Below are 24,453 nucleotides of genomic sequence, written 5' to 3' on the forward strand. Positions count from 1 at the left end.
CCCATAAGATCATCAAATGACAGTCCATCTATTCCAGATGTAAAAGCATTGAAACCACTCGATGCGTCTACATTTAAATCTGGGTAATCTCCAAGATTTAGAATATGTTGACTTAGGAAATGTTTATATCAATTCCATAATTCTAGATAATCCCAATTTTGATTATGAAAATTTGACATTGAATTTATTTACAGACTATGATTTGACCCATAATTTTTGCATTCAAGTTAATGATCCAGTTGCAGCAAATAATAATAATCCTCCTTACGATACTTGGACAATAAATTTTAATGATTTCTATACTTCATACAGTTTCACTTCAAATTGCACGTTAAGTACGGATGATTTTGAGAGCTTCTATTCAATTTCACTGTTTCCAAACCCAGTACAGGAACGTTTGTATTTTGAAAATCCGAAGCAGATTACAATAAACGAAGTCGAAATCTTTAATATGGAAGGTAAATTAGTAAAAACATTTTCTGAAATTAAAAATGGAATCAACTTAGTAAACTTAGGTCGAGGTGTTTATTTTGTAAAAGTGAAAAATCAAAAAACAACAGAAACGTTTAAAATTTTGAAACAATAAAAATCTTTAATTCAGGTTAAATAGCATGTTTTTATTCAGTAATATCCTTTTATTTATTGAATGTGTTTTGAACTCTTCTCAATTATCGTAAATATAGATCTCAGTAGCTCCTAAACCGTATTTTTGGTAATCTGCATCGTAAAATTCAACCTGGTCATACCGTCTAAAAAGAGTGTGTAATTCTGCTTTTAGAACACCTTGCCCAACGCCATGAATAAAAACAATGCGTTTAATTCTCTTTTCAATAGCAAATTCGATTTTCTTTCGAGTGTGTTCTAGTTGAATATTTAGCATTTCAAAATTAGAAAGGTGTCCAGATTTGTCGACCAAGTTATGAATATGAAGATCTACTTCCATCGCTGGCTGTTGTCTTTTAGGCTTTTGAGAGGGTTGTTTGGGTTTTCGGTTGAGATCAGCATTCAGTTTTTGAATTAAACTATCGTCTCCCATATCAATATCCAAGTCACCTTCAATCTTTATAACTAACGAAAATGGAACTTTCATTTCGAAGCCATCAGAGGTTTCAAAAGTAACTTCATGATCCTCTACTTTTATAACAATACCAGACACGTTATCGTCGAGAAGTTCTACACTATCTCCTATCCTAAAATTTCTATTGCTCATCTTCAGAAGATTCTTCGTTATCTTTAGGGTTGTCTCTTGCCCACTGCTTGGTCGAATTATATAAACCCACCATGAGAATAACCAAGCCTCCTATTTTTATAAATACATTATCATCCGTATCGATAAGATCGAAAATAAGAAGACCAGCTCCAATAATAATAAAAGCTGTGTAAATAGCCTGCCTTTTAGTATTAATCATATTTAAAGGTTTTTAAAAATCAAAGATAAGTTCAATTTCTGTTTAGAGACAACAATTCCTCTAGGTATTGCCGATCGTTGGATAATCTCGGAATTTTATGCTGGCCTCCCAATTTATTATTTTGCTTTAACCAATGCTGAAATAACTTAGGTCTAGCTTCATGAAGCGTCAATAGATCTAGAGTCATATTATTATAACGCTTAGCTTCATAGTCACTGTTGATGTCTTGTAAATTTTGATCTAAACATCTTCTGAAATCGTTTAAGCAGCAAGGGGGCGTCCTAAATTCAATAATCCATTCATGCGCGCCTTTCTTTTTACCTTCCATAAATATAGGAGCCGCTGTATATTCAATAACCTCGCAATCAAATTCGCAAGAGGTTTTCTTAATGGCAGCTTCTGCATTTTCAATAATTAGCTCTTCACCAAAGACATTAATGTGGTGTTTAGTCCTCCCTGTGACTCTTATTCTAAATGGATCCAAACACGTAAACCGGATTGTATCTCCAATTTTATAACGCCATAATCCCGCATTGGTTGTAATCACCAATGCATAATTTTCATTCACTTCCACTTCACTCAAGGGAATTACTTTTTCATAAGGAGTGCCGTGAGTAGACATGGGGATGAATTCAAAGAAAATCCCATAATCCAACATCAAAAGCAAGTCATTGGAATCATTTAAGTCTTGAGCGGCAAAAAAACCTTCCGAAGCATTGTAGATTTCATAATACTTCATTTTAGAGCTTTTAATAAGTTTGTCATATTGATTTCTATAGGGTTCAAAACTTACACCTCCATGAAAATAAACTTCTAGATCTGGCCACACTTCATCAATAGATGATTTCCCAGTTGTTTTGAGCACATCGTTCATTAGCACTAACATCCAAGAGGGTACACCAGCAAGACTTGTCACTCGCTCTTTTATAGTTTCGTCCACTATAGCTTGCATTTTTGTTTCCCAATCGCTCATCAAAGAAACGCCACTACCTGGAGTACTGCTGAAACTTGCCCAAAAAGGCATATTATAAATAAGCAAAGCAGAAAGATCTCCATAGGAGGTTCCATTGCTTTGGTAAATTTCTTTACTTCCACCAAGCCTAAGGCTTTTACCTGTAAATAGTTTGGAATCGGGATTATTATTGAGATAAATACAAAGCAGGTCTTTGCTTGCGGCATAATGGCAGTCTTCGAGAGACTCTTGGCTCACAGGTATAAATTTGCTTTTGGCACTAGTGGTCCCACTAGATTTGGCAAACATTGTAATAGGTGTAGGCCAAATAAGATTACTTTCACCACGTCTGCTACGCTCAAAAGTAGGCTCTAAGTCTTCATAAACTTGAATAGGAAGCCTCTCTTTAAAAGTATCATAATTTTTTATGCCATGAAACCTATATTTTTTTCCAAATTCCGTATTTTGGGCTTTATAAACCAAATCCATAAGTAATTCGTTTTGGACTTCATTAGGATGTTTTTTAAACAATTCCATATGATGAATGCGCTTCTTCAAAATCCAAGAAGCTATAGAATTTACAATCGGTATGGCCATACAATCAATATATTTAAATTCTGAATTCTTAACTTAGTTTACTGTTAACAATTCATCAAACTTAATAAAAAATGCAATATAGAGGAGTCTTAAGAAAAATGAAAACTGAGAATAATGAAGAAGTCGATTATTTTCTAGAATTTGAAAATGATATTGTTCACATCAATCAATTACTAGATAGAGAATTAGCGATTTATTTTGTAGAATATCAGTGTTTAAACTGCGGAAAAAATAAAAAAATATTCAGACAAGGGTTTTGTTACGACTGTTTTCAAGAAATTCCTAGTGCAGGAGATTGGATTATGCGTCCAGAATTAAGCAAAGCTCATCTAGGGGAAGAGGATAGAGATTTGGACTACGAGAAAAAAGTACAATTGAAACCTCATATTGTTTATCTAGCTAATTCCAGTAACGTAAAGGTAGGAGTAACTCGAAAAAGTCAAATTCCGACGCGTTGGATAGATCAAGGCGCTCATAAAGCGATTGTTATCCTTGAAACTCCAAATCGATATCTAGCCGGCATAACTGAGGTAGCCCTAAAAAAACATGTCGCCGATAAAACCAATTGGCGAACCATGTTAAAAAATGAAATCGAGGACAAAAATTTAGCAGAAGAACGCGATAAGCTCAAAGAATTTATACCCGATGAAACCAAAGAGTTTTATCTTAAAGACGCACAAGAATTTTCTATGAATTTCCCCGTCATTGAATATCCAAAAAAACTAAAAAGCTTAAACTTAGAAAAGGATAACTCCTTTAAAGGAAAACTGAAAGGAATAAAAGGCCAGTATTTGATTTTTGAAAACGATGTAGTCTTCAATGTTCGGAATAGTGAAGGTTATGTTGTGGATTTTGAAATAGTATCCTAAACAAGAATACCCTGTGATTATAAATCACAGGGTTTATATATCCATGTAAAAAATACTACATATTATCCTTCTCTCTCAGAGTTTGGATATATTGAGCTTTTTTCATATTTTGTCTTTTTTCAACAGATTTTTTCGTGAATTGTTTCTTATCACGTAGAGTTTGAAGAACTTTAGTATCTCTAAACTTTCGCTTAAGACGCTTTAATGCTCTTTCAATTTTCTCACCATCTTTTACTTTTACTACTAACATATAATGATTAATTATTTACGGTTGACATAAATTTTCGAATTGCAAATATATATAATTCAAACTTTCCAACCTTCTATAAATTAATAATTTTTAATATTTAATTTGAATTTCTTTTATATCAAAAGAATCTATTCTATCCTCCTCAAATTCAACAATCAACCGACCGTAATTATCTACACCCCTAAGTAATCCTTGTATAAGACTCCCGTCTGGATATTGATACATACCAACTTTATTATATTTGAAAAGATGAGAATAATACAACTCCAATACATCATGATAACTAAAAGTATTGAACTTTAAAGGGATGTTTTCAATTTCAAAGAGCAAATCTTTCAGGAGGATCTCCAAATCGAAAGTGCTTCGGGTTATAGATTTCAAAGAAGACGCTTTAGGCAGTCCTGGGAACTCATCTTGATTAACATTGAGACCGATACCAATTATGCTAGCTCCAGCTCGGTTTTGGTTAAACATATTTTCTATCAATATCCCTCCTATTTTAAACTGACGTGACAGTATGTCGTTAGGCCATTTTATTGATAACTTAGGAGTAAAATACTTTTCTAGAGTCTTTATAAGCGCTAAAGCAACCAATGCACTGAGCTTAAAAGTTTGTTTGTGTATATCCTCTAAACCAGGAAGATAGACACTGAAAGTTAAGTTCTTCCCCGCCTGACTTTGCCAAGCTGTTCCACGTTGTCCTCTACCAGAAATTTGGTTGTCTGCCACCAAACAACATGGTACTTTTATAGAATTCAATTTTACATAGTCCTTTAAATAACTATTTGTTGAACTTGTGGCATCAACTTTGACTAGTTTCATAGAGAGCTTATATATCGAATAATCTTTTGTTAACTGTGGCAAAAAAAGGGATTAAAAACCTATTTTTGCGTTAAAAATCAAGGAATTTTAATGGGTACGAAAAAAGAAAACTTAGACCAACTTATTACACATATTATACAAGGTATAGAAGAAGTTAAAGGAGATGATATACAAATTATAGATTTGAGAGAACTTGAAAATACGGTTTGTGATTATTTCATAGTTTGCTCTGGTAACTCCAACACACAAGTGAATGCTATTGAAAGTTCTGTAAGAAAAGCGGTGAGCAAAGCACTACACGACAAGCCATGGCACGTTGAAGGACTCGAAAATTCCCAGTGGGTATTGATGGATTATGTGAATGTCGTTGTTCATGTTTTCCAGAAGCAAATTAGAGAATATTACGACATAGAAAGCTTATGGGGAGATGCGAAAATAACATCTGTACAATCTAATTACTAAATAAGAGAGCGAGAAAATGGCTAAAAAAGCAACACAAAAGAAATCAACAAATAAAGAATCGAAGAAACCAAAATTCAATTCATATTGGATTTATATCGGCATTATAGTCATTTTCTTGGGAGTTCAATTTTTTGGAGGAAGCGGTTTTAGTGAACCCGATAAAACTAGTTTAGCTCAATTCGAGAGTTTTCTTAGAGATGGCGATGTTGAAAAAGTAAATATTGTCAAAAATTCTAGAATTGCAGAAGTCTTTTTAACCACAGAAGCAAAAGCTAAACCCAAACATAAAGGAACTGGTGAAGACCCAGTTTTCGCCTCTTCTGGCAATCCTGATTATAATTTTGAATTTGGTGATTTACAAAACTTTGAAAATTCCATTGAAAAAATTAAAAAGGATGAAAATATAAACACCAGTGTTTATTATGAAACACGTTCTAACTATTTCAGTGAAATCCTTATAGGTTTACTTCCTATTATTTTAATAGTCGGTATTTGGATTTTTATCATGAAACGCATGAGCAAAGGTGGCGGAGGTGGCCCTGGTGGTCAAATATTTAATATTGGTAAATCCAAGGCGAAACTTTTCGATGAAAAGAAAGATGTAAAAACATCTTTTAAGGACGTCGCTGGACTAGAAGGTGCTAAAGATGAAGTACAAGAAATTGTAGATTTTCTAAAACACCCTGATAAATACACTAATCTTGGTGGTAAAATACCTAAAGGAGCCTTATTGGTAGGTCCTCCTGGAACTGGTAAAACACTTCTTGCTAAAGCTGTTGCAGGTGAAGCAGGTGTTCCATTTTTCTCTTTATCAGGATCAGATTTTGTCGAAATGTTCGTTGGTGTTGGAGCCTCAAGAGTAAGAGATCTTTTCAAACAAGCTAAAGAAAAATCGCCTTCTATTATTTTTATAGACGAAATCGATGCCATTGGTCGCTCTAGAGGTAAAGGAGGTATGTCAGGTTCAAATGATGAACGTGAAAACACCTTGAATCAACTCTTAACTGAAATGGATGGGTTTGGTACCAATACAAATGTTATTGTCATTGCAGCCACAAACCGTGCAGATGTTTTAGATAAAGCATTAATGAGAGCAGGTCGTTTTGATAGACAGATTTATGTAGACCTTCCAGATGTTAAAGAGAGAGAAGAAATATTTGAAGTGCATTTAAAACCACTCAAAAAGGCAGAAAATGAGCTTGACACTATGTTTTTAGCAAAGCAAACTCCTGGATTTTCTGGAGCCGATATAGCTAACTTATGTAATGAAGCCGCATTAATTGCCGCAAGAAATAACAGTAAAGCTGTTGGAAAACAAGATTTCCTTGATGCTGTAGATAGAATTGTGGGCGGACTGGAAAAGAAAAATAAAATTATGTCCAAAGATGAAAAGAAAGCCATTGCTTTTCATGAAGCTGGACATGCCACGGTAAGTTGGATGTTGGAATACGCGTCCCCTTTGGTGAAAGTTACTATTGTACCACGTGGTCGATCTCTTGGTGCAGCTTGGTATCTTCCAGAAGAAAGACAAATTGTACGTACAGAGCAAATATTGGATGAAATGTGTGCTACAATGGGTGGTCGTGCCGCTGAAAAAGTGATTTTTAATAAAATATCGACTGGAGCTTTAAGTGATTTAGAAAAAGTGACGAAGCAGGCTAAAGCGATGGTAACTGTTTATGGTCTGAGTGAAAAGATAGGAAATTTAACCTATTACGATTCTTCAGAACAATCGGATTACAATTTCACAAAGCCTTATAGTGATAAAACTTCAGAATTAATTGATGAAGAAATTTCTAGAATTATTGAAGAACAATATCTAAGAGCAATTGGTATTTTAGAGAAACACAAAGATCAATTGACCCAACTTGCAGATTTATTATTAGAAAAAGAGGTTATATTTAAAGACGATTTAGTAAAAATCTTTGGGGAAAGACCTTTTGTCAAGCCAGAAATGATTGATAATACCGAAAGACAAAAAAAGAAATCGGACGATAGAGAAGCAGATCAAAAGGCTTCAGAAGAAAAAGCTAAGCAAGAAAAAGAATCAGAAGATAAAACAGACGAAGACAATAACGATGATTCTAAAAAGGATGACAAAGTGGAAAGCAATTAAATAGACACTTAAGACCCTTTATAAACTTATAAAAAAAGCCTGATTTGGACTTTGTCAAAATCAGGCTTTTTTTACATTAATTAAAATGTACATTTAAATAAAATTTGCGCAATTTTTAAACACTTCATAAAACGCCTTTTAGGCCTCGAGACAAAAAAAGATACCGACGAGTATGGAAATGAGATAGGTAAATTTATGCCTAAACCTGAAATACCCGTTGATGAGGAGTTTATGATAAATTTTAAAAAAAATGGTGGTAAGTTTTTGTACTGTGAAGACGAAAATGAATTGAGACTCAATTTTTTTGAAATCTTAAAAGAAAATCAGTGGGAAAAATGTGAAGCTTATTGTAGCAATTTAGAAATTCCGAAAATTTTTAAACACACAAAATTAAAATTCAACAAAAACTTAAGTGCTTGTGTATTCTTGTCTGATTGTGAATTTTTAATTTCAAATACAGGAGCAATTCTAGTTAGTTCTTGCCAAATGGGAGATAAAAGATTAGCAGATCTTCCTCTTAATTTTATCATAATTGCTAAAACTAGTCAGATGATTAAAACCATAGGCGAAGGACTCCAAAAAATTAATAAAAAACACAATAGAATACTACCTACTAACATCACAACTATTAAAACTTTTGAAGAAAAGAAAGATTCTGATTTTATGACCTATGGAAGTACTCCAAAAAATTTATATTTGCTCCTTTTAGAAGATCTATAGCAAATGTCTGAAATTCTCAAAAGAAGCATCACTGGTGCTTTGTATATTATCATAATTGTATCTACTGCCTTTTTAAGTCACTATCTACTTCTTGTATTTTTTACAGTAGTGGGTCTTATTTGTTTAAGAGAATTTCAAACCCTCTTGCAATTTAAAAATATAATGTCGTACTTTTCTCTAGTAGTTCTTTTGTATTACTTCAATTTTACAGAAACCTACTTACCGGTTCTAATTGCCTATTTGGCCATGACCTTGGTTGTAAAACTATTCCTTTTAAAAGATTTGTATACCTTAAACGACATTCCTATTTTTGATGGGAAAAAGCATTTGCTTACTTTATTTTATATCGTCCCCTCCATTATTTTTTTAACAATGATTCCCGTTTATAAGGAAAATTATGAATATGTCCTTATAGGAACTTTTGTACTGATATGGACGAACGATTCTTTCGCCTATCTTGTGGGTAAGAACTTTGGAAAACATAAGTTATTCGAAAGAATTTCACCAAAGAAAACAATTGAAGGTTTTATTGGAGGAGCAGTTTTCACAGTCGCTATGAGCTACTTAATATTTACTTATATAGACATGTTGCCTTGGTGGGCTTGGATTATTTTAGCGCTAATTGTAAGTGTTTTTGGAACACTTGGAGATTTGGTTCAATCCAAATTTAAAAGAAAAGCTGATGTTAAGGATAGTGGAAAAATAATGCCGGGTCACGGTGGTATATTTGATAGGATGGATAGCATGCTTTTTTCGAGTACTTTTGTTTTTATTTTTATTTTATTCGTTGATTATGTTTCATAGAGAAGGTTATAAAATTTTAGTTTCGAGTTTGATTGGATTAATTGTTATTAATCTTCTGTCAAACCTGCTTATAAATAAACAGTGGATTGTGACCACAATTTTCTTGGCCACACTTGTCATGTTTATTCTTGTTGCACAGTTTTTCAGAAACCCAAAGCGGCATGTGAAAAAGAATAAAAAAAATATCTTATCGCCAGTCGATGGCAAAGTTGTCGCTATAGAAAAAGTATTTGAGCCAGAATTTGTAAACGAAGAGCGCTTACAGGTATCTATATTTATGTCTCCATTAAATGTCCACGTAACCAGATATCCCATTGGTGGTAAAATTTTATATACAAAATATCACCCTGGTAAATTTTTTGTCGCTTGGCATCCAAAGTCTAGTGAAGAAAACGAGAGGACCACGGTTGTTGTTGAGACACAAAATTTTGGAAATATTTTATTTAGACAAATAGCAGGTGCTGTAGCAAGACGAATTGTAAACTATGCTAAGGAAGACAAAATAGCAGTTCAGGGAGAGGATTCTGGATTTATAAAATTTGGATCAAGAGTTGATTTATTTCTACCTGTGGATTCAGAAATTTCTGTATCTATCAACGATAATGTGAAAGGTGGGGAATCTATCATTTTAAAAGCCAAGTAAAATGGATCTAGAAAAGCTTACGGAACAGGAGGTTGAAAAGCTTTTTGAACATGCTTATCAAAGGGTAAGTGAAACTGATAAAAAATTCCCTCAAGATGTTCTTTTGTACTTTTATGCCTATTATAAACATGCTAAAAACGAATCCGATTTAAAAGTCACTCAAAGCCCAATTAATGGGGAAGAACTAGTCAATGCTTTTAAAGCGAATGCTATGTTTCAAGTGAAAACATTTTCTCAACAAGAATCCAAATTAAAGTATATCCGACTTGCTCAACTTCAGCTCGGAGACGAATTTGATCCTGAATAAAAAAGGTCAATTTTTCATTAAAATTGACCTTTTTTAGTATATCATTCTACTTAAAAATTATAAACTTTCTAAGCTCGCTGTAATCGTTTGAATTTGAGCTAGAGCATCCGCTTTCTTTTGCTTCTCGAGATTAACCACTTGTTCCGGAGCATTGTTAACAAACCTCTCGTTGGCTAACTTTTTATCCACAGATATCAAGAAACCTTTGTAATACAGAAGTTCCTCTTTTAACTTTGCTATCTCTGCTTCTATATCAATAGCCCCTTCTACAGGAATAAAGTACTCGTTAGATTTGACTCTAAAGGTTAGACTCCCTTCAATTGCTGAATCTACGTAAGTAAGGTTTTGGAGATTACCCATTTTTGTAATAACAGAATCGAAGGCCTTTGATGCTGACTCGTTATTGATAATCAAAAAGTCAATTTCATTTTTGAAAGCTATATTTTTTTCTTTACGTATAGTTCTTATCCCTGAAATCACTTCAGCAGTAAAAGCAAATTCAGAAATAATAGACGAATTATATTTCCTTTGCTCTGGCCATAAAGATACAGTCAAGGCCTCTGAGGGTTCTCTTTTAGTAATTTGATGCCATATTTCTTCTGTTATAAATGGCATAAAGGGATGTAATATTTTGAGATTATCTTCAAATAAGGCAATAGCAGATTCTAGTGTTTTTTGATCAACAGGCTGTTCGTAACCTGGCTTTATGATTTCTAAAAACCAAGAACAGAAATCATCCCAAACCAGTTTATAACTAGTCATTAAGGCATTAGAAATTCTATATTTTGAATAATGATCTTCTAGCTCACGTAATTTATCTTGAAATACAGCTTCATACCATTGTATTGCAATTTTAGAAGATTCTGGCTGCTCTATAGTTTCACTTACTTCCCAAGAAGTAATCAATTTAAAAGCATTCCAAATTTTATTGCTAAAGCCTTTACCCTGTTGGCATAAGGCTTCATCAAACAAAAGATCATTCCCAGCAGCATTACTCAATAGCAGGCCTACTCTTACGCCATCTGCGCTATAATTCTCAATCAGTTTTAAAGCATCTGGAGAATTCCCTAAAGATTTAGACATTTTTTTCCTTTGCTTATCTCTTACTAAGCCTGTGAGATAGACATTTTCAAAAGGCTTCTGACCTGTATACTCATATCCTGCCATAATCATACGGGCTACCCAGAAAAATAAAATATCTGGACCAGTCACCAAATCGTTGGTTGGATAATAGTATTGGAATTCTTTATTTTCTGGATTTCTTATCCCATCGAATACGCTTATAGGCCATAACCAAGAAGAAAACCAAGTATCCAGAACATCACTATCTTGAGTTAAATCTGATAGTGATAATGATTTTCCTGACTTTTCTTTTGCTAAGTGTAAAGCGTCTTCTTTTGTCTTTGCAACTACGTAGTCATTTTCACCATCCCCAAAATAATAAGCTGGAATTTGATGTCCCCACCAAAGCTGTCTCGAAATATTCCAATCACGGATATTTTCCATCCAGTGTCGGTATGTGTTTTCAAACTTCTTGGGGTGAAGATGAATTTCATCTGACTCCAATACAGCAGTAATCGCAGGTTTTGCAAGATCTTTCATCTTCAAAAACCACTGATCTGATAACCTTGGCTCTATCACTGCTTTTGTTCTTTCCGAGGTCCCCACTTTGTTGGTATAATTTTCGGTTTTAAGCAAAGATCCCTGTTTTTCTAGTGCTTTAACAAAGTTTGTCCTTGCTACAAAGCGATCTTGACCTTCATAATCTAGTCCGAAACTATTTAAGGTAGCATCCTCATTGAAAATATCGTAGACCTCTAGGTTGTGTTTTTCCCCTAATACTTTGTCATTTTCGTCATGTGCCGGAGTCACTTTAAGACAACCCGTTCCAAACTCGATATCCACGTAGTCGTCCTCAATAATTGGAATATGTCTTCCCACGATTGGAACAATGGCCTTTTTACCTTTAAGATGAGAAAATCTAGTATCATTGGGATTAACACAAATAGCAGAATCTCCGAAAATAGTTTCTGGCCTTGTGGTTGCTATGGTCAATTTTTCTTCAGAATCTACTAGTTGATAAGACACGAAGTAGAGTTTACCTTGTTTTTCTTCATAAATCACTTCTTCATCAGACAAGGTGGTCTTAGCTTCTGGATCCCAATTTACCATGCGGTAGCCCCGATAGACCAAGCCTTTATTATGAAGGTCTATAAAGGACTGCACAACCGACTCGTACATGTTATCGTCCAATGTAAATTTAGTACGTTCCCAATCACAAGAGGCTCCTAGCTTTTTTAGTTGATTCAAAATTCTACCGCCGTAGTCATCGGTCCATTCCCAAGCGTGTTTTAAAAAATCCTCTCGACTCAGGTCCGCTTTAGAAATTCCGTCTGCTTTAAGCTTAGCAACCACTTTAGCTTCAGTAGCAATAGAAGCATGATCCGTTCCTGGCACCCAACAGGCATTTTTACCCAATAATCTAGCTCTTCTTACCAGAACATCTTGGATAGTAATATTAAGCATGTGGCCCATGTGTAAAACTCCTGTCACATTTGGTGGAGGAATAACTATGGAATAAGGTTCTCTCTCATCCACCTCAGAGTGAAAAAAATTATGCTTTTCCCAATAGGAATACCATTTTTGCTCTGCTTCTTTAGAATTATACTTAAGTGTACTTGACATGTTGACTGAATATTTGAAATCGTAAAATTACTGATAAGTCCACAAACTAAAAGAATTAAGATTTAAATTATCCGAAGAATTTTAAGTTTTAAAATTCTTGACTATATTTACTTTATGAAAAACTTTACATTCCTCTGTTTTCTATGGTTTCATTTTATAACGTTTGGACAAAACCCTGAAGGTTTGAGCTTCGAAACATCAACTTATGATTTTGGAATTATAGATTCACAAACCAAGGCAAAAGCAGTATTTAAGTTTAAGAATAGCTCAAATTCTACTATTGAAATTTTAAAAATACACGGCAAAAGCCATTGTATAAAAATCGACTCTTCTAGTTTAAGAACTTATGCCCCAAAAGAGGGAGGTGAAATTTTAATTTCTTACAATACTAGTTGCAAGGGTCCTATCCGAAGAACGGTAAGTGTATTTACATCTCAAAAAGAACATACGATTACTTTAAAACTTATTGGAAAAGTCTCTGAGTAAAATCTATTCAATTGAGCTGGGATCTCAAAATGATAGTTCTTTTTAACGTCACATCTCCCCTTTTCAAGATTAACTTAACTCGGTCTCCCTCGTCACCACTAAGTAACTGATTAATTTTATCAAGACCTAAAGAAGTGATTGATCTGCCGTTCATCTTCAAAATCCTATCCCCTATTTGAATATCAATTTCTGAAGATGAAGAGTTGGGTCTTATATTAGCTACGTTTAGAATTTTAGAAATTTGTAATCTAATACTAAATTGTTCTGGTGAAGTTGTTTTGGCATAAACTGACTTTTCTTTATCATATATCTTAACTCGAATAGGCGTTTTGATGGTATTAATTTCTTCTCCTATATATTGTAGGAATAATCCACTCCTATCATAATTAAAATTATCGTTGAAACTCCTATTGGACTTTAAATATAAATTTTGATTTTTATAGTCAAAAAAAATTACAAATCGTCTTAAAACTTCAGCACCCAAAATACCATCTTTATACCGATCTGCGGTAAACAATTCAGCTGAGACAGAGTCTACATAGGCTGTCCTAGGTTCTTTTAATTTGTAGTCTCCTAATTGAACTGACTTAGCTTTAGACCTCATCCCTTCAATCACACTTTCTAAACCATAGCCTATGTAATCAAAAAATGAATTCTTAGGAGCAACCACGTCTTTATTTTCAAAAATCCAAAAAGCATCACTAGAACCAGCATCAATTAAGAAAACTAATTCTTTTACTGTACCATCTTTAAATTCTATTGGAATTTTAATGTGAGGCTTTTTTCTTATAAACCGAAAATCAATTTTATCAAAATCATTAAGTTTTCTATTGAATTTATCGTGTTGATACAGACGAAGTTTATTTCGGTTATAATTTAACCTTAGAATAAAATCTTTTAGAAATTCATACCCTATGATACCTTGAACATTTATACCCAGTTTACTAGAAAGATCAAATCTAGGGTCAGTAATAAAGTAAACTTCCTGTTTTTCTCCGCGTATGGGTCCAAAATCTATGATATTATTTGTCGTTCTAAAAGCTTTTACTGGCTCTGAACTTCCTAAGCTCCTTAACGAAATATATTCTGCCTCTACTAAAGATAAAGAATCCTTGACTTGACCAAATACCTTGGTCTTATTGACACCCGTATCGAGTAAAAAATTAACTAATTCTCCATTAAGCAAGGCTGATAAAATGATAAGATTGTTAACTGATCTGAACTTTAAATTCACAGCTCTATCGCCTTCATCTTTAAATTTGAATTGATTTTGAGTAAAGCAATAGTGATGATAAAATAAACTACAGAAAACAAGACTCCAAAACCAAGTATTTTTCTTCATAAATTTAAAATACAAAACATTTAAAATTCAGTAAAATATAAACTTTAATTTTAATTAGTATTTAAGACTTTTCACATGGATTTGAAGATTGTGAATCTTGCAATTACTAATTAAAATTACGACATTTACACAAAAATTACACTATGCCTAAAATATCTTCTAAGGGGCTTAACATGCCTCAATCTCCAATACGTAAGTTAGCTCCTTTTGCAGATAGAGCAATAGAGGAAGGAAAAAAAATATTTTTCCTAAATATTGGACAACCAGACATTTCAACTCCAAAAGCAGCCTTGGATGCTGTCAAGAATAATAATCTTGATATTTTATCTTACAGCCCCTCATCGGGATTTGATTCTTACAAAAAGAAGTTGGCCAAGTATTATGTAGAAAATGGTATTGATATTGAAGCCGATGACCTTATCGTCACTACAGGAGGATCTGAAGCACTTCTTTTTACTATGGGAAGCATCACAGACCCCGGAGATGAAGTTATAATACCTGAGCCTTTTTATGCAAATTATAATGGCTTTGCAGTAGCCTCTGGTGTTGTTGTAAAACCAGTAGAGTCCAAATTTGAAGATAATTTTGCCTTACCTTCAATAAGCGAATTTGAAAAGCAGATTACAGAAAAAACAAAAGCTATAATTATTTGTAATCCAGGAAATCCTACAGGATATTTATATACAAAAGATGAGATTCAAAAGCTTGCAGATCTTGCTATAAAACATGATCTTTTTATTGTAGCCGACGAAGTTTACAGAGAGTTTGTCTACGATGGTGAAGAACACCATTCTATTATGAGTTTGCCAGAGTTAAAGAATCATGCAATTATGGTGGATTCTGTCTCTAAGCGTTATAGTATGTGTGGAGCTAGAATAGGATGTATGGTTTCTAAAAATAAAGAGTTAATAGCTACAGCTCTAAAGTTTGCTCAGGCCAGACTAAGTCCTCCTACCTTTGCTCAAATTGCCAGTGAAGCCGCCCTGGATACCAAGAAAGATTACTTCATTGAAGTCAATGAAGAATATAAGAGCAGAAGAGATACCCTTATCGAAGCTCTTGAGGATATTAAAGGTGTAAAAGTCGCTAAACCTAAAGGGGCCTTTTACTGTGTTGCAGAATTACCCGTAGAAGATAGCGAAGATTTTGCTAAGTGGATGTTGTCTGAGTTTGATTTAAATGGTGAAACCGTTATGGTAGCTCCAGCAGCTGGCTTCTACTCTACTCCCCACACGGGAATGAATCAAATTAGAATTGCTTATGTTATTGAAAAACAAAACTTACTTAAAGCAGTAGCCATTTTGAAAATGGCCTTACAAGCCTACACAAAAAGATAAATGAAATTGAAAAAAAATATTTCTTTAAAGTCTTATAATTCCTTCGGAATAGATGTAAAGGCTCATCAATTCATCTCCGTAAAACGCGAGGATGAATTGATTGGAATATTGAAACGATTTTATGCTTCAGAATTGTTTGTCTTAGGCGGCGGAAGTAACATGCTACTAACCAAAGATATTAAAGATACTGTTCTCCATATTAATTTAAAAGGTATTGAAGTTATTGAGGAAACAGACTCTCATGTTTTAGTAAAAGCGGCAGCAGGTGAAGACTGGCATGACTTTGTCACCTATTGTCTTGAAAAAGACTATGGTGGTCTTGAAAACCTATCGCTTATCCCTGGAAATGTTGGGACTTCTCCTGTTCAAAACATCGGAGCTTATGGAGTCGAACTAAAAGATGTAATGTCTTATTGTGAAGCTGTAAACAGACAGACTTTAGCTAAAAAAAGATTCAACACAGAAGACTGTAAGTTTGACTATAGGAATTCCATATTCAAAACAAAGCTTAAAAATCAGTTTATCATCACGAGTGTAATTTTTAAATTAACCAAAAACAACCATCATCTTAAATTAGATTATAGTTCATTAAAAACCGAGCTTGAGTCTCAAAATATTACTCAGCCAAGCATAAAAGATGTTTCTAAAGCTGTTGTCTCCATTCGCCAATCGAAGTTACCAGATCCAAAAGAGATAGGAAATAGCGGGAGTTTCTTTAAAAACCCCATTGTAAACGAAAAAGCTTTCAATAAAATTCAGAGTGAATTTCCAAATTTACCTCATTATAAAATAGATGCTAAATCTATTAAAATCCCTGCAGGTTGGCTTATAGAAAATGTTGGCCTTAAAGGTTACCGAAAAGGAGATGCTGGAGTTCATAAAAAACAAGCCTTAGTCTTAGTAAATTACGGGGAAGCAAGTGGAAAAGATATTCATGCAGTTTCTAAACTGGTTCAAAAAGAAGTAGAAAACAAATTTAATATCCATCTTGAGAGTGAAGTCAATATTTACAAGTAGGAAATAAAGGGTTTGTTAAAAATTAGAGATAAATTTCTATTTCCTTAAAGATGATCTCAACTTTCATTAAATTTGATTTATGAAATTATTATTGATTACAATTATACTTTTAGGATTAGCAGTTGCAGGAATTGCTATAAAAATTTGGGGAAAGAAAGAAGGTAAATTCGCTGGCACCTGTGCAAGCCAAAGTCCTTTTTTAAACAAAAGTGGGGATGCTTGTAATTTCTGTGGTAAAATGCCAGATGAACAAACCGATTGTAACGGTTCAGAGAAAAGCAAGTAACCGTCTTGGTACTTAAGGTTGAAATTTATACGATTCCAATTTATAATATCAGCTCCGATTTCTATAGTCTTACAGTTCAACTATTCTAAACGAATTTTAAATTGGAATAAAACTCCCTTTAAACACTATCAAGATACACTTCCTGTTAGAGTAACTGTTTGTGCTGAAAACGTAAAACTCTTCAAACAGTAATTTTTTCATGTATCCAGATTTGTCTCATAAGGCTTATAATTCGATTGGTAGAACTGTGATGTATCAGAAATCAACTTTTTTAGAAAGTGAAAATTTTAAAAATAAAATAAACCTTACTTCAGATGACGATAATTTACTAACTCAGAATATCAAAAACAAGTCTAAATTCAACTTGTCCCTAAATCCAGAAAGCTTTGTTTTAAGCCAACCAAAAACGACCTGTAAATTATGTTGTAAACAAATATACTACTCTACCTCAACGTTTTACAATAAATCAAGTCGGCTATTTCTTGGTGAACACTATTTTTCTCAATTTTTATTTTGGTCGATATTTTTTATACTTTGTTTGAGCAAAGAGTGGATCCCAGTCTTCCTTATATTTGGAATAGCAATTGGTACTAAATCCTTAATAGCAGTTCAATTTCAAAAGGTTTTTAAAGTTCCAAAGTCTGTTTTATGGATATGGCCTAACTTTGGGGCGAGTTGACTCATTTTAAAAATGAGAATAGGAATAAGCAGAATTTTTCAAAAACAAAAAACTTGGCAGTAAAACTAAATATTTCAAACCTTATCGAAAAAGCAAGGTATGGAAATCAAAATGCCTTTAGATCTTTATTGAATCACTATTGGGAGGATGTCTATAGATTTCAACTCAAAAGAACTAAAAATGCTTATGAAGCCGAAGAAATTACAGTACAGACTTTTGCTAGGGCTTTCGACAGAATTGAAACTTATGAAAATGCTTTCAAATTTAAGACTTGGCTCATCACCATCTCTAAGAATATACATATTGACCTCACTAGAAAGCAAAAACTAAAAACCTCTGAGATCGACACTAAAAGAGTTTCGCAAATCGCTGATCTTGAACCTACTGTTGAAGATAAAATTATAAAAGAACAAAATTTAAGCAATTTGCTAAGGCAAATAAAAGAACTTCAACCTCATTATCAAGAGGTTATTGAATTAAGGTTTTTTAAAGAAATGAGCTATAAAGAAATAGCGGAGAAAATAGATCAACCCATCACAAACGTGAAAGTGAAATTGTTGAGAGCCAAAAAATTATTAGCTGAAATTATTAACCAAAAGTCAGACCATAGATGAAATTTTTAATAGGTTTTATACTCTTTAATTTTATGATGTCATCGCAAGGATTTAACGACAAACGCATTCTAGTTTTAACCGCTAAAGAAATGACTTCTGAAGTGACAGAACAACTAGATAGATTACAAAAGAATTCTCTGGAAGTCGAAAAACGTAGGCTTGCAATTTTCACACTTATAAACGGAAAGGTAAAAGCTATTATCAATTCTAGCGATAGAAGCCTTGAGTTTGTTACTAAAAATAAAGATGACTTTACAGAAACCTCAACTCTAACCCTGTATTTGATAGGGTTAGATCAAGGTTTAAAAAACACCTTTAAAGGATTAGAAAATCCTCAACAGATTTTTAGACACATCGATAACATGCCGATGCGACAAGCCGAAATTAGAATAAACAGAGAGTAATTACTTACTTAGGTGAGTTTTTATATTGGCTAATATTCTAGCTTCAATATCTTCAACTTTGGCTTTGCGAAAAGCTTTTCCTGTAATTTTCTCATACAGCTCAATATACCTCTCGCTAATAGAGTTAACAATTTGTGGTGTAAGTTCTGGTATCTTCTGACCTTCTTTTCCCTGAAATCCATTTTCCATCAACCATTCTCTCACGAATTCCTTAGACAGTTGTTTTTGCTTTTCGCCTTTAGTTTGTCTTTCATTATAGCCTTCTTTATAGAAATATCTGGAGGAATCTGGAGTGTGAATTTCGTCTATCACTACAATTTTACCATCAGGGGTTTTACCAAACTCATATTTGGTATCCACTAGAAGTAAACCTCGTTGATCAGCAAGTTGGGATCCACGTTCAAAAAGTTTTAAAGCGTAATCCTCCAAGACTTTATAGTCTGAATGGCTGACGATGCCTTGGGCTAAAATTTCTTCTTTTGAAATGTCTTGATCGTGATCACCTTGCTCTGCTTTGGTGGTAGGTGTAAGTATTGGAGAATCAAACTTGTCATTGACTTTCAAACCTTCTTTCAAATTTACTCCACAAAGCTTTCTATTGCCAGCAGTATATTCTCTAGCGGCATGACCTACAAGATAGTTTCTCACAACCATTTCTACTTTAAAAGTGTCACATTTCACTCCTATACTCACGTTAGGATCGGGAACAGCCTCTAGCCAATTGGGAACGATATCTTCCGTAGCCTTCAACATCTCTGAAGCTATTTCATTCAAAATCTGACCTTTATAAGGAATTCCTTGAGGTAAAACTACATCAAAGGCGCTAAGACGATCTGTAGCTACAATCACTATATTATGATCGGCAAGCGTATAGACTTCTCTCACTTTTCCCTTATAGTAATCGACTTGTCCTGGTAAATTGAATTGGGTTGATAGAAGAGTTGAGCTCATATTTTAGTCTTGATTTTCAATAGCTTTGTAAGCGGAAATTACTTTTTTAACAAGTCGGTGGCGAAGAACATCTTTATCATCGAGATAAATCATTCCTACCCCTTTGACATCTTTTAAGACCAAAAGAGCCTCTTTAAGCCCAGAAATAGATCGTTTGGGGAGATCCACTTGCCCTGGATCACCTGTAATCATAAATTTAGCATTCTTACCCATTCGTGTCAGAAACATCTTCATCTGTGGATGGGTGGTGTTTTGAGCTTCGTCCAATATTACAAATGCATTATCTAAGGTTCGCCCTCTCATAAATGCCAAAGGTGCAATTTGAATAGTTCCCTTTTCAATATAGCTTTCCAACTTTTCTGGAGCAATCATGTCCCTTAATGCATCGTAAAGTGGTTGCATATATGGATCTAGTTTCTCCCTTAAATCCCCGGGTAAAAACCCTAACTTTTCACCAGCTTCAACTGCTGGGCGAGTTAAAATAATTCTTCGAACTTGTTTATTCTTCAGTGCTTGAACCGCTAAAGCAACTCCCGTATAAGTTTTGCCAGTACCCGCTGGACCAACGGCAAACACCATATCGTTGGTATTCATCAACTCTACCAGTTTTCTTTGATTGGCAGTTTGAGCTTTTATAAGACGACCACCAATACCATGGACAAGAACAGCTCCAGAAGTTATAGGAGCATCATAATCTGCTTTAGACTGACTTGTCAAAATACTTTCGATAGCATTTTCATCTAAGGAATTAAATTTTGAAAAGTGATCGATCAACATTTCAAAACGCTGTTCGAATTCTTCTAAACGCTCGTCTTCACCAAAGACTTTTATTTTATTACCTCGCGCTACAAATTTAAGCTGAGGATAATATTTTTTAATCAGTTCAATATTCGAATTGTGGTGTCCAAAAAATTCTCTTGGATTAATTTCTGAGAGTTCTAAAATTAGTTCATTCAAAAGCGGTAATTTTTGGTTAAAAATAATAGATTCGCATAGCAAATTTACGCATTTTTTTGGCGAAATTTAGCTTCAAAATATTAACTGTGTATTAAATGCCCATTATAACTTTAACTACCGATTTTGGCTTAAAAGATCATTCAGTGGCTGCTGTAAAGGGTGCCTTGCTATGCAAATTGAAACAACCTCAAATCGTAGATATCTCTCACGATATTTCTCCTTTTAATTATACCGAAGCAGCTTACATCATCAAAAATGCTTATCATAATTTTCCAGAAAACACCATCCATATCATCGGGGTAGATTCAGAATTAACTCCTGAGAATAAGCATCTCGCTATTTATTTAGATGGCCATTATTTTATTTGTGCTAATAACGGAATTCTATCCTTGATTTCTTCAGAAATTAAACCTGACAAGATTGTAGAGATTAATATTCATGATACCCTAGAAAAGAAATTTAGTGTTTTAGATGTTTTTGTAAGTGTTGCAGCTCATATTTGTAGAGGCGGAGATTTGGATGTGATTGGCAAACCTATCCTTAGTATGCAAGAACTCATTTATGTAAAGCCCTCTGTTAATCAACAAGAAAACCAAATCATAGGTCATGTAATTTATATTGATAATTTCGGAAATGTAGTTTCTAACATAAGTCAAAAATTGTTCAATACCGTTGGCAAAGGAAGAGAGTTTATTATTTCTGCTAGGTCTACGAAATTTCATAAGGTATATAAGAATTACTCAAAGGCAATTAATTATGATATCCCTAAAGAAAAAAGAGAAATGGAAGGAAAAAAACTAGCCTTGTTCAATTCATCAGCCTTTCTAGAATTAGCGATTTATAAGAGTAACCCGTTAAGTGTGGGTTCTGCTGCAAGTTTATTTGGTTTGAAATATTTGGATACCCTCACCGTTAAATTTTTATAACATGCTCGTAAGAATTGTGAAGATGAAATTTAAGGAAGAAGCTGTTGAAAAATTTCAGGAGTTATTTCAAAATAGCAAAGAAAAAATCCGCCATTTTGAAGGTTGTCAACGGTTAGAGCTTTACCAAGATCAAAAAGACAGTTCTCAATTTTTTACCTATAGTTATTGGCTTTCCGAAGAGCATCTAAATAACTACCGCAACTCCCCTTTGTTTGCTGAAGTATGGAAAGCGACCAAAGCAGGGTTTTCTGAAAAAGCACAAGCTTGGAGCTTGGATAAACTCGTAGAATTAGACTAATATGCTAGCCATTTTTCTTAAAGAATTCAATAGTTTTTTTTCCTCAGCTATAGGCTTTGTTGTCGCTGGGCTATTTCTGCTAGCGACAGGAGTTTTGGTATGGGTCTTGCCTGGAAGTTTTAATATTTTTGACCAAGGGTATGCTAATCTTACACCTTTTTTTGAAGTTTTACCTTGGATTTTCTGTGTATTGATTCCTGCGATTTGTATGCGGAGTTTTTCTGAAGAAAAAAAACAAGGCACTTTAGAGCTTTTGTTGACCAAACCTATTTCTATAAATCAACTTATTGCTGGTAAATTTTTGGGTAGCTTTTCATTGAGTGTCATAGCTTTACTTCCTACTTTATTCTACATCATCAGCATTTCAGCATTATCAGCTGAGGGAGTACAGGTTGATTATGGAGTTATTTTTAGTTCTTATGTTGGAGTTTTTCTCCTCATGTCTTGTTTTACGTCCATAGGGACTTTTGCGTCTTGCCTCACCGATAACTCGTTGATTGCTTTTGTTATCGGTACATTTTTAAGCGTGTTGTTGTATTTCGGATCAGTGGGTGTTAGCTCAATTCCACTTTGGGACTCTCAATTATATACATTGGAATATTTTAGTCTAAGCCATCATTTCCAAAGTATCTCAAGAGGCATTTTGGACAGTAGAAATCTTATTTATTTTATAAGTATTAGCCTTTTCTTCTTAGTGCTTACCCACTTACAACTAAAATCTAATTTGAAATGAAGTTAAACGCTAGCCACAAAAAAGCCTTAGGAATTATTGTTCTGCTTGTGTTTATCAATCTAGTAGCCACTCAATTTTTTAAGCGCGTAGATTTCACTTCAGATGGTCGCTATACCTTAACGGAATCTTCTCTTGATTTGGTTAAAACCATAGATAAGCCTGTACTTATCAAAGTTTTTCTAACGGGTGATCTCCCTTCAGAATTTAAAAGACTCCAAACTGAAGCCCGCTATATTCTGGAGGAATTTAAAGCCTATAATAGCAATATAAAATTTGAATTTGTCGATCCGCTTGAAGGCGACCTAGATGCTATGGAGGTGGCTAATCAATTTTATGAGAATGGCATGTCGCCGGAGTCTCTCAATATTCGTGAAAATGGAACATTGACTGAACGCCTTATCTTTCCATGGGCAATGGCAGAGTATGGAGGTATGCAAATTCCCATACAACTCTTACAAAAAACACTCACGCAAAGCAATTCTGAAATGATCCAAAGGTCAGTTCAGAATTTAGAATACGCCTTTATCGATGGAATGACGAAGTTGAGTAGAGAGCGAACCAAAAAAATAGCGATCATTAAAGGTCAGGGTGAGCTTGCAGATAGATATCTAGCAGATTTTCTATCTACACTTAAAGACTATTATCTTATAGCACCATTCACTTTAGATTCTGTAAACACCTCCCCGCAAAAAACATTGGACGTTCTAAATACGTACGATTTAATTATTGATGCTAAGCCTACCAGAGCATTTACAGACGAGAAGAATTACCTCTTAGATCAATACCTCATGAATGGAGGGAAAGCTATATGGCTTACGGAACAGGTCATTGCAGAAAAAGATAGTCTCTACAGAGCTTCCAAAAAAACAGTGGCTTTTCCTAGAAACTTAAACTTGTACAGCCTATTTTTTAGATATGGAGTACGCATCAATCCGCAATTGGTCAACGACCTTTACTCTGCTCCTATTGTTTTAGCCTCTGGCAGTGGTAACTCTACCCAACTGACAAGGTTTCCATGGTTTTATGACCCTTTAGGCAATCCTGCTGACAACCATCCTATTACAGAGAATTTAAGTCCTGTAAAATTTGAATTTGCAAACCCAATAGACACTTTAGAGTCAAATCTCAATAAAACAATCTTACTGGAAAGTTCAAATCTATCACGAGTGATTGGAACTCCCTTTGAAGTTACTTTGGATGAGATTACAAAAGAACCTGACCCAAGATTATACACCACAGGTCATTTTCCACTAGCAGTACTCGTAGAGGGTGAATTCAACTCTGCTTTTAAATCTAAACTAAAGCCTTTCACTCTTCAATCTCCTAAAGACAAAAGCCCACAGACTCAGCAAGTATTTATTTCTGATGGTGACCTTATTAAAAATCAGTTGGAATCTGGAAAACCTTTAGAATTGGGCTTCGACAGATACACTGGACTTACTTACGGAAACAAAACCTTTCTACTGAATGTGGTTAATTATCTATTAGGAGATGAAAGTTTAGTAAAAACACGAAGTAAGTCTATACGCCTAGATGAAATGAATCACGAAGAAATAGAGTCTACTAAATTGAAATGGCAACTTTTTAATGTGATAGTCCCTATGTTAAGCATTATTGCTTTTGGACTGGTTGTAGTGTATTGGAGAAAAAAGAAATATAAAAGCTATTAATGTTTGAATTTATATTTGCTTCTGTTAAGCCTTAAATAAATTACTAATAGAGTTCTCAAAGAATTGACTAGGGCTAAGACAATAAACCAACCGATTTGTTTTATTCTTAAAGGCTGT

Annotated in this window: 29 protein-coding genes; 19 read left to right on the top strand and 10 right to left on the bottom strand. The window is 34.0% G+C overall.

Translation table 11 applies throughout. The annotated features are described in order from the left end of the window. The first annotated feature begins 61 nt into the window (after window positions 1-61). Window positions 62-586, top strand: a complete 525-nt coding sequence (locus P700755_RS01700; protein ID WP_245535987.1) for a T9SS type A sorting domain-containing protein — start codon at window positions 62-64, stop codon at window positions 584-586. A 78-nt stretch (window positions 587-664) separates the two neighbouring features. Here the strand turns inward: P700755_RS01700 and P700755_RS01705 are convergent, their stop codons facing one another. From P700755_RS01705 to P700755_RS01715, 3 genes are read right to left on the bottom strand one after another with little or no spacing between them, the layout of a single operon-like run. Then, the gene (locus P700755_RS01705) at window positions 665-1,210 is read right to left on the bottom strand and encodes a Smr/MutS family protein (RefSeq protein WP_015023022.1); all 546 of its coding nucleotides are present in this window, start codon (window positions 1,208-1,210) and stop codon (window positions 665-667) included. Next, window positions 1,200-1,409 carry a hypothetical protein gene (locus P700755_RS01710; RefSeq protein ID WP_015023023.1) on the bottom strand — a complete coding sequence of 70 codons (210 nt, stop codon included), beginning with the start codon at window positions 1,407-1,409 and terminating at the stop codon, window positions 1,200-1,202. Before P700755_RS01710 ends, P700755_RS01705 begins: the two co-directional genes overlap by 11 nt. Before the next feature lie 31 nt (window positions 1,410-1,440). Then, window positions 1,441-2,958 (bottom strand): GH3 auxin-responsive promoter family protein, encoded by a 1,518-nt coding sequence (locus P700755_RS01715; RefSeq protein WP_015023024.1) that lies wholly within the window; start codon window positions 2,956-2,958, stop codon window positions 1,441-1,443. Between the two features lie 71 nt (window positions 2,959-3,029). On the opposite strand from P700755_RS01715, the gene P700755_RS01720 reads away from it, so the two are divergent. Beyond that, window positions 3,030-3,827 (top strand): DUF2797 domain-containing protein, encoded by a 798-nt coding sequence (locus tag P700755_RS01720; protein ID WP_015023025.1) that lies wholly within the window; start codon window positions 3,030-3,032, stop codon window positions 3,825-3,827. Window positions 3,828-3,882: 55 nt separating this feature from the next. Here the strand turns inward: P700755_RS01720 and rpsU are convergent, their stop codons facing one another. Next, entirely contained in the window at window positions 3,883-4,077 is a 195-nt protein-coding gene (rpsU, locus tag P700755_RS01725) for a 30S ribosomal protein S21 (protein WP_015023026.1), read from the bottom strand. 90 nt (window positions 4,078-4,167) lie between these two features. After that, on the bottom strand, window positions 4,168-4,899 hold the full coding sequence (locus tag P700755_RS01730) for a biotin--[acetyl-CoA-carboxylase] ligase (protein WP_015023027.1): 732 nt from the start codon (window positions 4,897-4,899) through the stop codon (window positions 4,168-4,170). 90 nt (window positions 4,900-4,989) lie between these two features. Here P700755_RS01730 and rsfS point away from each other — a divergent pair, with 90 nt between their 5' ends. The 6 genes from rsfS (at window position 4,990) to P700755_RS01760 (ending at window position 9,951) form a co-directional block, all read left to right on the top strand. Continuing rightward, window positions 4,990-5,361: a ribosome silencing factor gene (rsfS, locus tag P700755_RS01735; RefSeq protein ID WP_015023028.1), complete on the top strand. Its 372-nt coding sequence runs from the start codon at window positions 4,990-4,992 to the stop codon at window positions 5,359-5,361. A gap of 16 nt (window positions 5,362-5,377) precedes the next feature. Continuing rightward, window positions 5,378-7,477, top strand: coding sequence for an ATP-dependent zinc metalloprotease FtsH (ftsH, locus tag P700755_RS01740; RefSeq protein WP_015023029.1), 2,100 nt, complete (start codon window positions 5,378-5,380; stop codon window positions 7,475-7,477). A gap of 231 nt (window positions 7,478-7,708) precedes the next feature. Next, window positions 7,709-8,197 (top strand): LUD domain-containing protein, encoded by a 489-nt coding sequence (locus P700755_RS01745; protein ID WP_245535988.1) that lies wholly within the window; start codon window positions 7,709-7,711, stop codon window positions 8,195-8,197. 3 nt (window positions 8,198-8,200) lie between these two features. Next, the gene (locus tag P700755_RS01750; protein WP_015023031.1) at window positions 8,201-9,001 is read left to right on the top strand and encodes a phosphatidate cytidylyltransferase; all 801 of its coding nucleotides are present in this window, start codon (window positions 8,201-8,203) and stop codon (window positions 8,999-9,001) included. Next, window positions 8,991-9,644: a phosphatidylserine decarboxylase family protein gene (locus P700755_RS01755; RefSeq protein WP_015023032.1), complete on the top strand. Its 654-nt coding sequence runs from the start codon at window positions 8,991-8,993 to the stop codon at window positions 9,642-9,644. The genes P700755_RS01750 and P700755_RS01755 overlap by 11 nt, the downstream gene beginning before the upstream one ends. Before the next feature lies 1 nt (window position 9,645). Beyond that, a complete protein-coding gene (locus P700755_RS01760) occupies window positions 9,646-9,951 on the top strand; it encodes an acyl-CoA-binding protein (protein WP_015023033.1) in 306 nt (101 codons plus the stop codon). A gap of 57 nt (window positions 9,952-10,008) precedes the next feature. On the opposite strand, the gene P700755_RS01765 is transcribed toward P700755_RS01760, so the two are convergent. Continuing rightward, complete coding sequence (locus P700755_RS01765; RefSeq protein ID WP_015023034.1) at window positions 10,009-12,636, bottom strand: valine--tRNA ligase; 2,628 nt, start codon at window positions 12,634-12,636, stop codon at window positions 10,009-10,011. Window positions 12,637-12,750: 114 nt separating this feature from the next. Here P700755_RS01765 and P700755_RS01770 point away from each other — a divergent pair, with 114 nt between their 5' ends. Next, window positions 12,751-13,122, top strand: a complete 372-nt coding sequence (locus P700755_RS01770; RefSeq protein WP_015023035.1) for a DUF1573 domain-containing protein — start codon at window positions 12,751-12,753, stop codon at window positions 13,120-13,122. Between the two features lie 7 nt (window positions 13,123-13,129). On the opposite strand, the gene P700755_RS01775 is transcribed toward P700755_RS01770, so the two are convergent. After that, on the bottom strand, window positions 13,130-14,464 hold the full coding sequence (locus tag P700755_RS01775; RefSeq protein WP_015023036.1) for an aspartyl protease family protein: 1,335 nt from the start codon (window positions 14,462-14,464) through the stop codon (window positions 13,130-13,132). 143 nt (window positions 14,465-14,607) lie between these two features. On the opposite strand from P700755_RS01775, the gene P700755_RS01780 reads away from it, so the two are divergent. The 6 genes from P700755_RS01780 to P700755_RS01805 all read left to right on the top strand — a co-directional run bounded on the left by P700755_RS01780 (window position 14,608) and on the right by P700755_RS01805 (window position 18,801). Further along, the gene (locus tag P700755_RS01780) at window positions 14,608-15,801 is read left to right on the top strand and encodes a pyridoxal phosphate-dependent aminotransferase (RefSeq protein ID WP_015023037.1); all 1,194 of its coding nucleotides are present in this window, start codon (window positions 14,608-14,610) and stop codon (window positions 15,799-15,801) included. Continuing rightward, window positions 15,802-16,818 carry a UDP-N-acetylmuramate dehydrogenase gene (murB, locus tag P700755_RS01785; RefSeq protein ID WP_015023038.1) on the top strand — a complete coding sequence of 339 codons (1,017 nt, stop codon included), beginning with the start codon at window positions 15,802-15,804 and terminating at the stop codon, window positions 16,816-16,818. 79 nt (window positions 16,819-16,897) lie between these two features. Then, on the top strand, window positions 16,898-17,104 hold the full coding sequence (locus tag P700755_RS01790) for a hypothetical protein (RefSeq protein ID WP_015023039.1): 207 nt from the start codon (window positions 16,898-16,900) through the stop codon (window positions 17,102-17,104). Between the two features lie 199 nt (window positions 17,105-17,303). After that, window positions 17,304-17,783, top strand: a complete 480-nt coding sequence (locus tag P700755_RS01795) for a glycosyltransferase family protein (RefSeq protein WP_041758111.1) — start codon at window positions 17,304-17,306, stop codon at window positions 17,781-17,783. A gap of 53 nt (window positions 17,784-17,836) precedes the next feature. Then, window positions 17,837-18,397 (top strand): RNA polymerase sigma factor, encoded by a 561-nt coding sequence (locus P700755_RS01800; RefSeq protein WP_041758573.1) that lies wholly within the window; start codon window positions 17,837-17,839, stop codon window positions 18,395-18,397. Continuing rightward, entirely contained in the window at window positions 18,394-18,801 is a 408-nt protein-coding gene (locus P700755_RS01805; protein ID WP_015023041.1) for a DUF4174 domain-containing protein, read from the top strand. The genes P700755_RS01800 and P700755_RS01805 overlap by 4 nt, the downstream gene beginning before the upstream one ends. Here P700755_RS01805 and P700755_RS01810 read toward each other — a convergent pair whose 3' ends face one another. After that, complete coding sequence (locus P700755_RS01810; RefSeq protein WP_015023042.1) at window positions 18,802-19,752, bottom strand: phosphoribosylaminoimidazolesuccinocarboxamide synthase; 951 nt, start codon at window positions 19,750-19,752, stop codon at window positions 18,802-18,804. A 3-nt stretch (window positions 19,753-19,755) separates the two neighbouring features. Further along, window positions 19,756-20,709 (bottom strand): PhoH family protein, encoded by a 954-nt coding sequence (locus tag P700755_RS01815; protein ID WP_015023043.1) that lies wholly within the window; start codon window positions 20,707-20,709, stop codon window positions 19,756-19,758. A 95-nt stretch (window positions 20,710-20,804) separates the two neighbouring features. Between P700755_RS01815 and P700755_RS01820 the strand changes: the two genes are divergently transcribed. From P700755_RS01820 to gldG, 4 genes are read left to right on the top strand one after another with little or no spacing between them, the layout of a single operon-like run. Further along, complete coding sequence (locus P700755_RS01820) at window positions 20,805-21,635, top strand: SAM hydrolase/SAM-dependent halogenase family protein (RefSeq protein ID WP_015023044.1); 831 nt, start codon at window positions 20,805-20,807, stop codon at window positions 21,633-21,635. Between the two features lies 1 nt (window position 21,636). Next, the gene (locus P700755_RS01825) at window positions 21,637-21,933 is read left to right on the top strand and encodes a putative quinol monooxygenase (protein WP_015023045.1); all 297 of its coding nucleotides are present in this window, start codon (window positions 21,637-21,639) and stop codon (window positions 21,931-21,933) included. Between the two features lies 1 nt (window position 21,934). Continuing rightward, window positions 21,935-22,666, top strand: a complete 732-nt coding sequence (gldF, locus tag P700755_RS01830; protein ID WP_015023046.1) for a gliding motility-associated ABC transporter permease subunit GldF — start codon at window positions 21,935-21,937, stop codon at window positions 22,664-22,666. After that, window positions 22,663-24,336, top strand: coding sequence for a gliding motility-associated ABC transporter substrate-binding protein GldG (gene gldG / locus P700755_RS01835; protein ID WP_015023047.1), 1,674 nt, complete (start codon window positions 22,663-22,665; stop codon window positions 24,334-24,336). The genes gldF and gldG overlap by 4 nt, the downstream gene beginning before the upstream one ends. Here gldG and P700755_RS21175 read toward each other — a convergent pair. Beyond that, window positions 24,333-24,440, bottom strand: coding sequence for a DUF5652 family protein (locus P700755_RS21175; protein ID WP_425357617.1), 108 nt, complete (start codon window positions 24,438-24,440; stop codon window positions 24,333-24,335). The two genes, gldG and P700755_RS21175, sit on opposite strands and share 4 nt — an antisense overlap. Window positions 24,441-24,453: the final 13 nt, after the last annotated feature.

This window comes from Psychroflexus torquis ATCC 700755, assembly GCF_000153485.2.
Classification (GTDB): domain Bacteria; phylum Bacteroidota; class Bacteroidia; order Flavobacteriales; family Flavobacteriaceae; genus Psychroflexus; species Psychroflexus torquis.

What these genes read in the sequence shown, in the direction of transcription:
- murB (WP_015023038.1), top strand. Translation starts at nt 15,802, where the DNA reads ATGAAATTGAAAAAAAATATTTCTTTAAAGTCTTATAATTCCTTCGGA.
- gldF (WP_015023046.1), top strand. Translation starts at nt 21,935, where the DNA reads ATGCTAGCCATTTTTCTTAAAGAATTCAATAGTTTTTTTTCCTCAGCT.
- P700755_RS01720 (WP_015023025.1), top strand. Translation starts at nt 3,030, where the DNA reads ATGCAATATAGAGGAGTCTTAAGAAAAATGAAAACTGAGAATAATGAA.
- P700755_RS01755 (WP_015023032.1), top strand. Translation starts at nt 8,991, where the DNA reads ATGTTTCATAGAGAAGGTTATAAAATTTTAGTTTCGAGTTTGATTGGA.
- P700755_RS01810 (WP_015023042.1), bottom strand. Translation starts at nt 19,752, where the DNA reads ATGAGCTCAACTCTTCTATCAACCCAATTCAATTTACCAGGACAAGTC.
- P700755_RS01710 (WP_015023023.1), bottom strand. Translation starts at nt 1,409, where the DNA reads ATGATTAATACTAAAAGGCAGGCTATTTACACAGCTTTTATTATTATT.
- rsfS (WP_015023028.1), top strand. Translation starts at nt 4,990, where the DNA reads ATGGGTACGAAAAAAGAAAACTTAGACCAACTTATTACACATATTATA.
- P700755_RS01775 (WP_015023036.1), bottom strand. Translation starts at nt 14,464, where the DNA reads ATGAAGAAAAATACTTGGTTTTGGAGTCTTGTTTTCTGTAGTTTATTT.
- gldG (WP_015023047.1), top strand. Translation starts at nt 22,663, where the DNA reads ATGAAGTTAAACGCTAGCCACAAAAAAGCCTTAGGAATTATTGTTCTG.
- P700755_RS01715 (WP_015023024.1), bottom strand. Translation starts at nt 2,958, where the DNA reads ATGGCCATACCGATTGTAAATTCTATAGCTTCTTGGATTTTGAAGAAG.
- rpsU (WP_015023026.1), bottom strand. Translation starts at nt 4,077, where the DNA reads ATGTTAGTAGTAAAAGTAAAAGATGGTGAGAAAATTGAAAGAGCATTA.
- P700755_RS01770 (WP_015023035.1), top strand. Translation starts at nt 12,751, where the DNA reads ATGAAAAACTTTACATTCCTCTGTTTTCTATGGTTTCATTTTATAACG.
- P700755_RS01705 (WP_015023022.1), bottom strand. Translation starts at nt 1,210, where the DNA reads ATGAGCAATAGAAATTTTAGGATAGGAGATAGTGTAGAACTTCTCGAC.
- P700755_RS01780 (WP_015023037.1), top strand. Translation starts at nt 14,608, where the DNA reads ATGCCTAAAATATCTTCTAAGGGGCTTAACATGCCTCAATCTCCAATA.
- P700755_RS01790 (WP_015023039.1), top strand. Translation starts at nt 16,898, where the DNA reads ATGAAATTATTATTGATTACAATTATACTTTTAGGATTAGCAGTTGCA.
- P700755_RS01730 (WP_015023027.1), bottom strand. Translation starts at nt 4,899, where the DNA reads ATGAAACTAGTCAAAGTTGATGCCACAAGTTCAACAAATAGTTATTTA.
- ftsH (WP_015023029.1), top strand. Translation starts at nt 5,378, where the DNA reads ATGGCTAAAAAAGCAACACAAAAGAAATCAACAAATAAAGAATCGAAG.
- P700755_RS01765 (WP_015023034.1), bottom strand. Translation starts at nt 12,636, where the DNA reads ATGTCAAGTACACTTAAGTATAATTCTAAAGAAGCAGAGCAAAAATGG.
- P700755_RS01805 (WP_015023041.1), top strand. Translation starts at nt 18,394, where the DNA reads ATGAAATTTTTAATAGGTTTTATACTCTTTAATTTTATGATGTCATCG.
- P700755_RS01745 (WP_245535988.1), top strand. Translation starts at nt 7,709, where the DNA reads ATGATAAATTTTAAAAAAAATGGTGGTAAGTTTTTGTACTGTGAAGAC.
- P700755_RS01750 (WP_015023031.1), top strand. Translation starts at nt 8,201, where the DNA reads ATGTCTGAAATTCTCAAAAGAAGCATCACTGGTGCTTTGTATATTATC.
- P700755_RS01820 (WP_015023044.1), top strand. Translation starts at nt 20,805, where the DNA reads ATGCCCATTATAACTTTAACTACCGATTTTGGCTTAAAAGATCATTCA.
- P700755_RS01825 (WP_015023045.1), top strand. Translation starts at nt 21,637, where the DNA reads ATGCTCGTAAGAATTGTGAAGATGAAATTTAAGGAAGAAGCTGTTGAA.
- P700755_RS01700 (WP_245535987.1), top strand. Translation starts at nt 62, where the DNA reads ATGCGTCTACATTTAAATCTGGGTAATCTCCAAGATTTAGAATATGTT.
- P700755_RS01760 (WP_015023033.1), top strand. Translation starts at nt 9,646, where the DNA reads ATGGATCTAGAAAAGCTTACGGAACAGGAGGTTGAAAAGCTTTTTGAA.
- P700755_RS01795 (WP_041758111.1), top strand. Translation starts at nt 17,304, where the DNA reads ATGTATCCAGATTTGTCTCATAAGGCTTATAATTCGATTGGTAGAACT.